Annotated in this window: 14 protein-coding genes; 12 read left to right on the forward strand and 2 right to left on the reverse strand. The window is 51.9% G+C overall.

Translation table 11 applies throughout. The features are described 5' to 3' along the window. Positions 1-2,439: an ATP-dependent helicase HrpB gene (hrpB, locus tag SR894_RS09555; protein ID WP_133732913.1), complete on the forward strand. Its 2,439-nt coding sequence runs from the start codon at positions 1-3 to the stop codon at positions 2,437-2,439. Between the two features lie 27 nt (positions 2,440-2,466). Here hrpB and SR894_RS09560 read toward each other — a convergent pair whose 3' ends face one another. After that, the gene (locus SR894_RS09560) at positions 2,467-2,679 is read right to left on the reverse strand and encodes a hypothetical protein (protein ID WP_133732912.1); all 213 of its coding nucleotides are present in this window, start codon (positions 2,677-2,679) and stop codon (positions 2,467-2,469) included. 167 nt (positions 2,680-2,846) lie between these two features. Between SR894_RS09560 and SR894_RS09565 the strand changes: the two genes are divergently transcribed. The 5 genes from SR894_RS09565 to SR894_RS09585 all read left to right on the forward strand — a co-directional run bounded on the left by SR894_RS09565 (position 2,847) and on the right by SR894_RS09585 (position 7,513). Beyond that, a complete protein-coding gene (locus SR894_RS09565) occupies positions 2,847-3,020 on the forward strand; it encodes a DUF2970 domain-containing protein (RefSeq protein ID WP_133732911.1) in 174 nt (57 codons plus the stop codon). Between the two features lie 127 nt (positions 3,021-3,147). Further along, the gene (coxB, locus tag SR894_RS09570; protein ID WP_133732910.1) at positions 3,148-4,260 is read left to right on the forward strand and encodes a cytochrome c oxidase subunit II; all 1,113 of its coding nucleotides are present in this window, start codon (positions 3,148-3,150) and stop codon (positions 4,258-4,260) included. A 48-nt stretch (positions 4,261-4,308) separates the two neighbouring features. Next, positions 4,309-5,943 carry a cytochrome c oxidase subunit I gene (ctaD, locus tag SR894_RS09575; RefSeq protein WP_133732909.1) on the forward strand — a complete coding sequence of 545 codons (1,635 nt, stop codon included), beginning with the start codon at positions 4,309-4,311 and terminating at the stop codon, positions 5,941-5,943. A 41-nt stretch (positions 5,944-5,984) separates the two neighbouring features. Further along, positions 5,985-6,656, forward strand: a complete 672-nt coding sequence (locus SR894_RS09580) for a cytochrome c oxidase assembly protein (RefSeq protein ID WP_133732908.1) — start codon at positions 5,985-5,987, stop codon at positions 6,654-6,656. Then, positions 6,653-7,513: a cytochrome c oxidase subunit 3 gene (locus SR894_RS09585; RefSeq protein WP_133732907.1), complete on the forward strand. Its 861-nt coding sequence runs from the start codon at positions 6,653-6,655 to the stop codon at positions 7,511-7,513. Before SR894_RS09580 ends, SR894_RS09585 begins: the two co-directional genes overlap by 4 nt. Before the next feature lie 5 nt (positions 7,514-7,518). Here the strand turns inward: SR894_RS09585 and SR894_RS09590 are convergent, their stop codons facing one another. Further along, entirely contained in the window at positions 7,519-7,710 is a 192-nt protein-coding gene (locus SR894_RS09590) for a DUF2909 domain-containing protein (protein WP_133732906.1), read from the reverse strand. On the opposite strand from SR894_RS09590, the gene SR894_RS09595 reads away from it, so the two are divergent. The 6 genes from SR894_RS09595 to SR894_RS09620 all read left to right on the forward strand — a co-directional run bounded on the left by SR894_RS09595 (position 7,709) and on the right by SR894_RS09620 (position 12,767). Beyond that, positions 7,709-8,428, forward strand: coding sequence for an SURF1 family protein (locus SR894_RS09595; protein ID WP_133732905.1), 720 nt, complete (start codon positions 7,709-7,711; stop codon positions 8,426-8,428). The two genes, SR894_RS09590 and SR894_RS09595, sit on opposite strands and share 2 nt — an antisense overlap. Before the next feature lie 5 nt (positions 8,429-8,433). Continuing rightward, positions 8,434-8,943 (forward strand): hypothetical protein, encoded by a 510-nt coding sequence (locus tag SR894_RS09600; RefSeq protein WP_133732904.1) that lies wholly within the window; start codon positions 8,434-8,436, stop codon positions 8,941-8,943. Positions 8,944-8,975: 32 nt separating this feature from the next. Further along, positions 8,976-10,028, forward strand: coding sequence for a COX15/CtaA family protein (locus SR894_RS09605; protein WP_133732903.1), 1,053 nt, complete (start codon positions 8,976-8,978; stop codon positions 10,026-10,028). 14 nt (positions 10,029-10,042) lie between these two features. Further along, complete coding sequence (gene cyoE / locus SR894_RS09610) at positions 10,043-10,960, forward strand: heme o synthase (protein WP_133732902.1); 918 nt, start codon at positions 10,043-10,045, stop codon at positions 10,958-10,960. 136 nt (positions 10,961-11,096) lie between these two features. After that, a complete protein-coding gene (locus SR894_RS09615) occupies positions 11,097-11,564 on the forward strand; it encodes a DUF2489 domain-containing protein (protein WP_133732901.1) in 468 nt (155 codons plus the stop codon). A 333-nt stretch (positions 11,565-11,897) separates the two neighbouring features. Continuing rightward, positions 11,898-12,767, forward strand: coding sequence for an OmpA family protein (locus SR894_RS09620; protein WP_133732900.1), 870 nt, complete (start codon positions 11,898-11,900; stop codon positions 12,765-12,767). Positions 12,768-12,929: the final 162 nt, after the last annotated feature.

The raw sequence follows: 12,929 nt of genomic DNA on the forward strand, positions 1-12,929 counted from the left end.
ATGAGCGCTTTGCCTATTGAGCAGTATCTTGATCAGCTTAAAGACGTCTTGGCTAGCCATAATCGGCTGATGCTGATTGCCCAGCCGGGGGCGGGTAAAACCACCCGCGTGCCGCTCTGCTTACTTGAAGAAGAGTGGGTCAAAGGGCACAAGCTACTGTTACTGGAGCCACGGCGTGTAGCTGCGCGATTGGCGGCCAGCTTTATGGCACAGCAATTGGGTGAAGACGTTGGTCAAACGGTGGGATATCGCATGCGCGGTGACAGCTGTGTGAGCGCGCAAACCCGCTTGGAAGTAGTGACCCAGGGCGTGCTCACCCGCATGCTGCAAGATGACCCGCTGCTAGAAGGCGTTGCTGGGATTATTTTTGATGAGTTTCACGAGCGCAGTTTAGACGCCGATTTGGGCTTGGCGCTAACGCTGGATGTGCAGACCAGTATTCGCGATGATTTGCGCCTGCTGGTGATGTCGGCAACCCTAGATGTCGAAGCGCTCAAGCGGGTGTTGGGCGAGCAGGTGCCTGTTATTGAGTGCCATGGGCGCCAGTATCCGGTGACAACAGCTTATCGACCTTCACTAAGCGGTGAAGAGAGTGCCCGCCACGCGCTTCGGGTGGTTGAAGAGGCGCTGTCACTGCCCGATGCCCAGGACATACTGGTCATCTTGCCCGGTGTCGCTGAGATTAATCGCTTAGTGCAAGTACTGGAAAAGACATTTCCTGATCTGGCGATTCGACCACTGCACGGCAGAATGAGTATTGCTGAACAGCAGTCAGCCCTGGCGGCGAACACATCCAAGCAGCGAATTATTGTCTCCACCGCGATCACCGAGTCGAGCATTACCGTGGAGAGGGTGAATGTGGTGATTGACGGTGGCCTGGAGCGAGTGCCGCTTTTTCAGCCGCGTACCGGGCTAACCCGTTTAACGACCCGGCGGATCAATCGCGCCAGTGCTGATCAGCGTCGGGGGCGTGCAGGGCGCCAGCGGGAAGGCAGTTGCTTTCGGCTCTGGGCCCAGGAGCAAACGTTGGCACCTTATGGTGAGCCGGAAATTCAGCAGGCGGATCTCTCTTCGCTAGTGCTCGAACTGGCGTGTTGGGGCGTCGCCTCACCCCAATCGCTAAGCTGGGTAACGCCCCCGCCGGAGGGAGCCTGGCGCAGTGGCCAATCACTGCTCCAGCAGTTAGGCGTGTTAGATCACGAGCACAAGCTTACTCCTCTAGGTAGTCGCTGTGCCAAGTGGCCAGTTGAACCGAGAGTTGCTGTGATGCTGGAGCGGGCTTCAGAGTTTAATGCTGTGCCACTAGCCTGTGGGGTGGCGGCACTCCTTGAAGAGCGCGACAGCAACGAGCGATCCCTGCATGATATGTTAGCACTGCGTCTTCGTCAGCCTAAACGCTTCCCCAGTTGGCATCGCGAAGCGCTTAGGCTGGCTAAACGAGCTGGAGCGGCACTTAATAAAGCCGTTCTAGTTCCACTTGGGCCACTCTTAGCGCTGGCATACCCTGAGCGCCTTGGCCAGTCAATAGAGCCGGGTAAGTTTCGGCTTGCCAATGGTAAAACCGCTACGCTGCCGTTAAACGATACGTTGGCGCATCAAGCCTATGTTGTCGCCGTCGCATTAAATGGCGCGGCTGGCGACCAGGCGAGGATCATCTCAGGCGAACCGTTATCACTTGAGTCGCTGCTTTCGCTATATCCTGGTATTCGCCAATGGCAGCCACGAGTTGCGTGGTCGCAAGAACAGGGCCGTTTAATGGGTGAAGAGGTGCAAGCACACGGCAGCCTCGTCATTGCCAAGAGACCTTTAGCAGACTTACCTGAGGAGGCGGTGAAAGAGGCGCTATTGAATGCACTACGCCAGCGGCCCGAGCAGTTATTTGGCGATAATTTACAGCAGTTGCGCGGGCGAATGGCGCTACTGCGCGAGTACCAGGGTGACGAGTGGCCCGATTGGTCGAAGCCTGCGCTATTAGCCTCATTAGAGAGCTGGCTAGCCCCTTACCTGATCGGTATTAAACGGTTGAGTCAAATTGAGAAATTGCCGCTAGAACGCTATTTGCTCAATTCACTGACCTGGGAGGCACAAAATGAATTCGAGCGGTTAACCCCGTTAGCGCTTGAGGTTCCTAGCGGCAAGCGGGTTGGCTTGGACTACCTGCCGTGTCTTTCCCAGCGGCCGCCTGTGTTAGCGTTGAAACTGCAAGAGGCCTTTGGCTGTCGGGTAACGCCCACCGTTATTGATGGTGCCGTTGCCGTAATGATCCATCTGCTTTCACCCGCGCGCCGGCCTTTGCAAGTCACCCAAGACTTAGTTAGTTTTTGGCAGAAGGGTTACCCCGAAGTACGCAAAGAGATGCGCGGTCGCTATCCAAAGCACCCTTGGCCTGAAGACCCATTGACAGCACCCGCTACCGCGCATACCAAGCGAAAGGCGTGACCGGTTTCGCTACCCACACTTTGATAATTACTCGCCGCGCTTTTCCGGGATTTCATCGGGAATGCGATAGCGCACGCCATCTACGCGTTCTTCCTCATAGCGTTGATTCTCTTCTTCAGGCACCACGCCGATGACGGTTTCCTGAGACCCATCCGGCCAAGTGTAAGTCGTACAGCCTGCCAGTAGCAGTGGAATAATCACAAACAGTGTGATGGGTAAGGCGAGGTGGGGCTTGAGCATAAGGCACTCCATTGGGTGGCGCTGATCCTGAGAATTAGCTGAGTATGTCATATTGAGAAACTATAGGTGGTCATTTACGTGGCTGTAAATGCTTATATAGGCCTATGATTATAGAAGCTAACCCTTCAGTCTTAGATAGATACGAGAGCCAAAAAAACGGAGGTAGTATGTGGTCTGTAATCAAGTCAGTGTTAGCAGCCCTGCTAGGCGTTCAAAGTAATCAAAAGCGGGAAGAGGATTTTAGCAGTGGCAGGCCCGCGGCCTACCTCGTTACGGGGGTGGTGATCACGCTACTGTTCGTTTTGATGCTTATTTTTTTGGCCATGTTTGCGGCCCGCTGAAAAGCGTTGATAGCGTTAAAGAAGCAAAGCGTGACGAATCGCACATATTTTCTATACTGCTAATATCTCATTTCATCCTACCCTAATCTAACGATAAGAAATAACAACAATAAAACTGGAGGTCTCTATGCGTTCACGGTGGTGGCTAATGGCCGTATCCCTTGCTGCAAGTGGATCGCAGGCTCAAACGAACGGTTGGAACATGCCTGTCGGCGTTACCGATGTGAGTAGCGATATTTACGGCCTGCACATGACCATATTTTGGATATGTGTCGTGATTGGATTGGTGGTGTTTGGGGCAATGTTCTACTCCCTGTTTCGCTATCGCCATTCCAAAGGTGCAAAGGCCGCCCACTTTCATGAGCACACTAGTGTGGAAGTGTTATGGACGGCTATCCCTGTCTTGATCCTGGTGGGTATGGCGGTGCCTGCCACCGCAACTTTAAAAAACATGTACGACTCATCAGACGCTGAGCTGGACGTAATGATCACCGGCCAGCAGTGGCGTTGGCGTTATGAATACCTGGGGGAAGATGTGGCATTCACCTCCAATATGAGTACGCCGAGAACGCAAATCAGTGGAGAAGAAACTCGCGGAGAGCACTATTTACTAGAGGTTGATGAGCCGCTGGTGCTGCCGATAAACCGTAAAGTACGCTTTCTTATGACCTCAGATGACGTTATTCACTCTTGGTGGGTGCCGGATTTAGCGGTTAAGCAAGATACGATTCCCGGCTTTATTAATGAAAACTGGGTGAAGATCAATGAGCCGGGTATTTACCGCGGGCAGTGCGCGGAGCTGTGTGGTATCGACCACGGCTTTATGCCTGTGGTGGTGCGCGCCGTGGAGGAAGAAGAGTTTGATGGCTGGCTGGCTGAGCGTAAAGAGGCTGCTGAACAGGAAGCCATGGGGGTTGACCGTGAATGGGCAATGGATGAACTCGTGGAGCGCGGCGAATCGGTGTACCAATCGATCTGCTCCTCTTGTCATCAGGCCGAAGGTCAAGGCTCGCCACCCGCCTTCCCCGCGTTGGCGAATAATGAACAGCTCATCAATGATATGGATTGGCATTTAGATAAGGTGGTCAACGGTGTATCGGGTGCCGCTATGCCTGCTTTCCGTAGCACTTTAAACCCTGTTGAGATAGCGGCTGTGGTCACCTATACGCGTAACGCTTGGGGTAATGATACGGGTGATGTAGTGCAACCCTCTGCAGTAGCTGAGTTAATTGCCCAGTGATATTGGTTTGCCACTCAATCAGACAACAACAATATTTTGGAGAGACACATGGCGCCCAAACTACCTCCTCAGCCACCGCTGCAACATAGCACCACGGCCGTCGCCGATGGGCAGTCCCATGGACATGCTGCGCCGCCGAAAGGCATTTTTCGCTGGCTACTGACCACCAATCATAAAGAGATTGGCACCCTTTATTTGATTTTTTCGCTAACCATGTTTTTCATCGGTGGGATATTCGCCCTCGTGGTTAGGGCGGAACTTTTCCAGCCCGGGCTGCAACTGGTTGAACCTGAATTTTTCAACCAGATGACCACCATGCATGGCTTGATTATGGTGTTTGCTGCGGTAATGCCTGCTTTTACCGGCTTAGCCAACTGGATGATACCGCTACAGATTGGCGCGCCAGATATGGCGTTACCGCGACTGAATAACTTCAGCTTTTGGCTTCTTCCTGTTTCATTCACATTGCTACTTTCAACGCTACTTATGCCTGGCGGCGGCCCTAATTTTGGTTGGACGTTTTATGCGCCGCTGTCAACGAATTTTGCTCCACCTTCGACAACCTTCTTTATTCTTGCGTTACATATTGCCGGTATTAGTTCCATTCTTGGTGCCATCAACATCATCGCGACCATTTTAAATATGCGTGCGCCTGGTATGCGTTTAATGGATATGCCGCTATTCGTATGGACATGGCTAATTACCGCTTTCCTATTAATTGCGGTAATGCCGGTGCTAGCGGGTGTTATCACGATGATGTTGATGGATATCAACTTTGGCACTAGCTTCTTTGACGCAGCAGGCGGTGGGGATCCAGTGTTGTTCCAGCATCTATTCTGGTTCTTTGGGCATCCCGAAGTATACATCATGATTCTGCCCGCCTTTGGGATTGTTTCAGCGATCATCCCCACCTTCGCGCGTAAGCCTCTGTTTGGTTACGCTTCCATGGTGTACGCCACGGCGGCCATTGCACTGCTGTCATTTTTAGTCTGGGCACACCATATGTTTATAGTGGGTCTACCTTTGGTGGCAGAGCTGTTTTTCATGTATTCCACCATGCTGATCGCTGTGCCAACCGGCGTGAAGGTATTTAACTGGGTAACCACACTGTTTCGTGGCTCGATTAGTTTTGAATCGCCGATGCTATTTGCTCTGGCCTTCGTGGTGCTGTTTACCATTGGTGGTTTTTCAGGGCTTATGCTGGCGATCGCGCCGGCAGATTTTCAGTATCACGATACCTACTTTGTCGTTGCCCACTTCCACTATGTGTTAGTCCCGGGGGCGATCTTTGCGATTATGGCGGGGGTCTATTACTGGCTGCCTAAATGGACCGGGCATTACCCTAATGAGAAGCTGGCCCAGTGGCACTTCTGGTTCTCGATTATTGGTGTCAATCTAACTTTCTTCCCAATGCACTTTGCGGGCTTGGCGGGAATGCCGCGGCGGATCCCTGACTACGCCCTTCAGTTTGCGGACTTTAATTTACTCTCAAGCATCGGTGCCTTCTTCTTTGGCGCATCTCAGTTGCTATTTGTGTTGGGCGTCATACTTTGCGTGCGCGGCGGCAAAAAAGCGCCAGCAAAAGCCTGGGAGGGTGCAGAGGATTTAGAGTGGACAGTGCCTAGTCCAGCACCACTGCACACGTTTGAAGAACCACCAGTGTTTCACCGTACGTCTCATTAAGATGGCATAAACCACACGGGTCATTGGGCCTAAGAGGTATTATGGACGATCAAGAGCAGGCCAGCGTGGGAGTGCGCCGCACGGTCATTAGGACAGTCGCCGTACTGGTCGGTATGTTCGGGTTTGCCTTTGCTTTAGTGCCGCTTTATGACGTTTTTTGTCAAATTACCGGCATTAACGGCAAAGTGGATGCCACAGCTCAAAGCATTGTGCATGAGGAGGTGGATGAATCGCGTTATATAAACGTGCAATTTATTACCCGGGGCAGCCCAGGCCTGCCGTGGCAGATGAGCGTTGAAATGCGCCAGATGAGCGTGCATCCAGGCCAAATGGCGGAAGTCGATTTTACTTTTACCAATAATAGTCCCAGTGAAAGCTGGGGGCGGGCAGTACCTAGCGTGTCTCCCTCTACTGCCACCACACATTTACGCAAAATCAGCTGTTTTTGCTTTCAAGAGCAACACTTGCAGGGTGATGAGCGTTTAACTATTCCTTTGGTATTCCAGTTATCTCGTGATCTACCTACAGATATTAATACCATTACGCTGGTATATACCCTGTATCCGGTCGAGCATACGATTCAAAGCGCTTCACTAGATAACATGCTTAATCATAGTTCTAAGAACAGTTCTAAGAACAGTACTAAGAGCGATCTCCAGATCTATCTCAAAAACGATCCCAAAAACAATAAAGCGGCGGGAGAAGCGATATGAGCAGTGGTAGCTATTATGTTCCGGCGAGTAGCCGATGGCCTGTTCTCGGCTCGGTTGCCTTAGGCGCCATGATGGTCGGCACGGGTATTAAACTCGTTTACGACACCGGGCTACCGCTGGTGTTAATCGGCGTGGTGGGCATTCTTGCGGTGATGGGGCTCTGGTTCCGTGACGTCATTAGTGAGTCTCGTGGTGGGCTTTATGACGAGCAGATGGATCGCTCATTTCGCTGGGGGATGGGCTGGTTTATTTTTTCGGAAGTAATGTTTTTTGCCGCCTTTTTTGGCGCGCTGTTTTATGTACGCATGTTTGCTATTCCATGGTTAGGTGGTGAGGGGGCAAAAGGTGTTTCTGCATTACTGTGGCCCGATTTTGTCGCCACGTGGCCTTTGCTAAATCCACCAGACACATCCATTGCCGGCCCTGAACAAGTCTTTAGCCCGTGGCAACTGCCTCTCGTCAATACGCTGATTTTGATAACTTCCAGCATCACGCTCACCGTTGCTCACGAAGCTTTAAAAGTGGGTGACCGGAAAACATGCCGCAACTGGTTAACGGGAACTGTGCTATTGGGTTGCTGCTTTATCATGATCCAGGGTATCGAATATTACGAGGCCTACGCCCATTACGGCATTACCTTGGAAGCCGGGATTTTCGGAGCCACATTCTTTATTTTAACCGGCTTTCATGGTGTGCACGTGATTATCGGCACGCTGATTTTAGCCGCTATGCTGGTACGCATTATAAAGGGGCACTTTGGCGACGAAAACCATTTCGGTTTTGAGGCTTCTTGCTGGTATTGGCACTTTGTTGATGTGGTGTGGGTTGGGCTGTTTATTTTTGTCTACGTCTTATAACGGCATTAGCCTAACTGGCCCGACCAATAGCCGAAAATAATGAGGGCCATGAGCAGACAGGCTAATCCAATTCTCCATTTGAGAGAGAGTAATAGGCGGCGGGAAGAGACGTTATCTCTAATCAGGAAAATGGCGCCTGCGGCCAAGCTGATAACCATCGCAATAAACACGGCGGCAATGAGTAGTTGTAACCACATGATGAATCCCTCTCGACAATGGCGTTTTTATGGTTGGTATCTGTTTTGGAGTTTGCTGGTGGCGTTAGGTATTAGTTTAGGACTATGGCAGTGGGAACGGGCAGATGACAAGCGATTAGCCATCGCCGTTCGCGATGCTGCCCCTGCCTTAGTGCAGCCTACCGAGCAGCCAGCGCAAGGCGCCCAGGTAACGTTGCGTGGGCAGTATTTGGCGGAGCAAACGCTCTATTTGGATAATCGCGTTGTAGACGGAAGAGTGGGGGTGGCCGTACTAACCCCGCTGCGTGATAGTTTCGGTCAGCTTTGGCTGGTACAGCGTGGCTTCTCAGCCACCGGGCCGCGTCGCGAAACGCCGCAGACAGCTACGCCCAATGGTACGGTCGAAGTGATAGGCGAGTGGCAGGAGGTTCAGTCCGGCGGGCCGCTATACGGCGAAAATAGAGAAGGGGTAAGGCTACAGCAGCTTAGCCTTGAACCCTGGCACGATTCGCTAGGCGCGTTTAGTTACCCAGGCTGGTTGCACGCCAGCGAAGGCGATGGAGTCTTGACCCCATGGTGGGAGGCCAATGTGATGCCGCCCAGTCGGCATATGGGCTATGCCTTTCAGTGGTGGGGGCTGGCACTGGCGGCCTTGATAGTTATGTTTATTGGCGGATATAAACTGCGTCGCGACGGCGCTGATAAAAAAGTGTTAGTTAATAAAAATAAACAGAGGTGAAAAGTATGCAGGACGCCAGATATATTCGCCGTCAGCGGCTCAAGCTAATCCTTATTTTTGTCGTTTTTGCGGCGCCCATGGTGGCTGCTTGGGGAATGGTCGAGTTACGCATCGGTATTCCAGATCGCCATACCGCTCACGGAAATGTGGAGCTGGAATTGCCCATGCTTGACGAATGGCCTTTAACAACAGCGGCGGTCAATAACCAAGAGGAGTGGATATTGGCCTTTGACTGTGCTCAGCAGTGCGAACAACGTAAGGACGAGTTTTGGCGTTTACACCGTGCTTTAGGGCGCGAGGCGCCGAGGTTGACCCGTTTACGGATTGGCGGGGATCCCGAACCACTACCAGGAGAAACGACCAGCGAATGGCAACACTTGCCCCCGTGGCATCAAGCCAATTCGGTTTGGTTGTTTGACCCAATGGGGCGACCAGCACTGGCCTTTGAGGCCAACGTAGCCACTAAGTATGTGCTTGAGGATATCCAGCATCTACTTAAAGTGAATCCTCAATAAAGCGCGCTAACCTCTGCTGTTAAGGAAACGCCATGCACGATTCATTTGAGCGCCGCTTGCGCTGGTTAGTGCGATTAACACTGCTCGGCACTCTGTTTACTACCGTAGTGATGCTGGTAGGCGCCTGGACACGCTTAGTCGATGCTGGTTTAGGTTGTCCTGACTGGCCAGGTTGCTACGGCAAATTATTGGTTCCCGATAATGATCTCGCCACGCTTCGCCATCCCGATGTGCCGTTGGAGCCCTTTAAAGCGTGGGTAGAAATGGTGCATCGCTATATAGCAACGCTGCTCGGATTGGTGGTCATTAGCGTTGTAGCCTTGGGCTGGCCGTTGCGACATCGTCGCGATTACCCGTGGCGCCTAAGCTTGATTCTGCTGGTGGTTATTTTGCTTCAGGGCGCCTTTGGTGCCTTCACTGTTACGCTCAAGCTATGGCCTCAAGTCGTTACCCTTCACCTACTGGGCGGTTTGAGTGTATTGCTGCTGTTCTTTTGGCTGCATCTTCGCTTACGCCTCGCCGTGGCGCCAAGGCCTACTAGTGAGCCTCGGCGAGTTAATGCGTGGTGGGGTGTTGCGGCATGTTTACTGGTAGTGCAATTGGCTCTCGGCGGCTGGGTGTCCAGCAATTATGCAGGCATTGCCTGCCAAGGTTTTCCTACTTGTAATGGACAGTGGATACCCACCATGGATATCAGCGAGGGTTTTCATCTCACCCAGACTGTGGGGCCCAATTACCTACATGGGCATTTACATGCCGATGCACGTACCGCGATTCAAGTGACTCATCGCCTGGGGGCATTGTTGCTTGGTGTCGGGCTAATAGCGCTATGGTGGCGTTATCGGCATTGGCAGAGTGTTGTAAGGCCGCTAGCAATTGTTGTCGGTTTGTATGCGCTGCAGGCGGCATTGGGGGTGGCCAATGTGGTGCTTTGGTTGCCGCTATGGCTGGCTCTTCTTCACACAGCAGGCGCCATTGCGCTGGCCGTCGGGCTTGTGTGGGCCTGGTGGCGTTGGCGCTACCAAGAGTCTGGCGTTTACTCAACGACGACTCATTCACCGTATAACAACGTTATCGCTCAATAAAAGGGAAGCATGCCATGCGAAATATAACAATGACGCTACCCACGGCAGTGCCTTCTATGGTGTGGGGCTGGAAAGAGCTGCTGGGCCTGTGCAAAATGAAAGTTGTTGCCGTTATGTTGGTGTGCACTGCCGTAGGCATGGCATTAGCCACCCCGGGCCTACCGCCATTGACGAACGTTATTCTTGGTTTAGCGGGTATCGGTTTGGCCTCTTGCGGTGCAGCAGCTTTTAACCATGTCATAGACCGCCACTTGGATGCGGTCATGACCCGAACGTCTCGCCGTCCTGTGGCAAGTAAGCGGCTGCCCGTGGCGGTTGCGCTAGGTTGGGCGTGCTTGCTTTCGGTCGCGGGTGTTGCGCTATTGGCATGGCAGGTTAACCATTTAACGGCTGCGCTAACCTTTGCTTCCTTAATTGGTTATGCACTGATTTATACCGCTTTTTTAAAACGGGCGACACCACAAAATATCGTTATCGGCGGGGTGGCTGGTGCTGCACCGCCGCTGCTGGGATGGGTCGCTATTACTGGGCAAATTACCCCCGAGCCTTTGCTTTTAATGCTGATTATTTTTGCCTGGACGCCACCACATTTCTGGGCGCTGGCGATTCATAAGCGCGATGACTACGCGCGGGCAGGTATCCCTATGCTGCCTGTTACCCACGGCATTCCTTTTACACGGCTACAAATTTGGCTGTATGCATGGTTAACAGTGTTAACCACACTATTGCCTGTGATGATAGGTATGAGTGGCGCACTATATCTATTCATCGTGGTATGTCTTAATGCCCGCTTTATGGTCTGGAATTGGCGAGTGTGGCGTGGGCAGGATCCTGCGGCTCCCATCGGTGCGTTCTGGTTCTCGATACGCTACCTATTGGGTGTGTTCGGAGCGTTAATACTTGATCACTACGCTGCAACGCTGGTTTGGTAATTCTGCCCAGCGAATGATCAGTGGGGCATCCATTCAGCTAGCTAAATGAAACTCAATTCTGGATGCCATTGGCATAATGGTGGTATAAGGGTGTACAATTTTCGTCAAGTAATTTATTCGCTTAATGAGGAGTTTCATGAACTCAACGGTAGCGTTGGTATTACTCATCGTAGCGATTGTAGTCATTGTAGGGTTGTGTTTCTACGCATGGTCGTTACGCAAAGAGGTAGGTCGTCGAGAAGCTTATCGTCGCGATGAAGATGCTCGTGCTCAACAAAATAGCTTAGACAACCTAGATTATGTAGCAAGCGCGCTGGTTCAGGAGCAGGTCGATATTACCGAGGGTGCCTGGCGTTGTAAGGTGCTACTTGAGATCATTGATCCTAGTTTGACGGAACGAACTGAATTTAAAGCATTTGCCGAGCATTATAGCCGCACTCAGCACTTGAATACCCATACCGCCCGTCAACAATTGTCCCCCCGAGAGCGTATGCAGGAAGACAAAGAGCGGTTGATGGTAGAAAATGAGATGCGCGATGCTGTATTAGAGTCTGCTCGGGCAGTGCTGAAATGGCGTTCCCAAGGCAGTAAAGCGCTGCATTAATGACTGGTTTTGAGCGGTTTAAGCCGCCCAAAAGCATAGCAAACTATTTTTTAGTGCCCATTGCGGCAATTTTGCTATGCTGAAGGATGTCGGTATTGGCAAGAAGTTGATATCTTGGCATTGTTGTCTTTCAGCGCGTAAGCGTTAATGATGGGCACACCGTCTTGTATTTACTGGGTGATGAGCATTTAGTACACAGATATTAGTATTGATAGCTTGGCGCAAAACTGGTGATACAGGACAGGCGAAAAATGGATGCTCTCGCAAATAAGAAGCATTGGACAGATTTGGTCATTATGACCATTTCAGCATTGGATCAAGAAGGAGTCTTGCATGAAAAAATCAACGACTGGTTTGCTAATCGGTTCTGCACTGGTAGTTGGCCTTTCTGGCTGTGCCAGCTCGGCCTCACAGTCTTCCGGCCAAGCAAGCGCTAGTAGCGACCGCAGCTGGTACCAGCATCCTGCGGTATGTGGTCTGGCCGGCAGTGTTATCGGTGGCAGCATTGGCTACGCCACCAGCAGTAGTTCTGATGAAGAGAGCGGTGCTGCTACTGGTGCTGTTGCCGGCGCTGCTATCGGCGGTCTGCTATGTGCTGATCGTACGCCTGAGCCGGTTGCTCCTCAGTGCCCGAGCTATGGTGAAGTGCCTGCTGGTGTTGCAGTTGACGCCGAAGGTTGCCCGTTGGATTCTGACGGTGACGGCGTGCCGGACTACCGTGATCAGTGCCCAGGCACACCTGCTGGCGTTGAAGTGAATGCCAATGGTTGCCCGCTTGATTCCGATAACGACGGTGTGCCTGATTACCGTGATCAGTGCCCGAATACGCCTGCTGGCGTAGAAGTGAACGCCCTGGGTTGCCCAGATAGCGTTGTGCTACGTGAAGTTAACTTCGAATTTGACTCTGCGCAGTTGACTTCCACCGCGCAGGATGTATTGAACGGTGTTGCTGAGCGTCTGGTTAGCAATCCTGATGTTCGCGTAAGCATCGAAGGACACACTGATTCACGCGGTTCTGACGAGTACAACAAAAACTTGTCACAAGAGCGTGCTCAATCTGTTGCTAACTACTTAGCAAGCCGTGGCGTTGAAGCTAACCGTATGCGTGCCGTAGGTTACGGTGAAGAGCGTCCGATCGCTTCTAACGAGACTGAAGAAGGCCGCTTCCAGAATCGTCGCGTTGAACTGGATGAGTGGAACTAAGTTTACTTATCTTCTGAGGTTTGCTGTATGGCAATAAAATGCTAGCGGTATTCCACAGGTAAATAAACGGGAGGCTTATGCCTCCCGTTTTTATTTTAAGCCGTCAGCAAGTCTGCTAGTCTTGCTGCTGTTTTTGTTTTGCACTCCCCAAAGACCATTGAT

Origin of the sequence: Vreelandella neptunia (assembly GCF_034479615.1) — a bacterium.
GTDB lineage: Bacteria > Pseudomonadota > Gammaproteobacteria > Pseudomonadales > Halomonadaceae > Vreelandella > Vreelandella neptunia.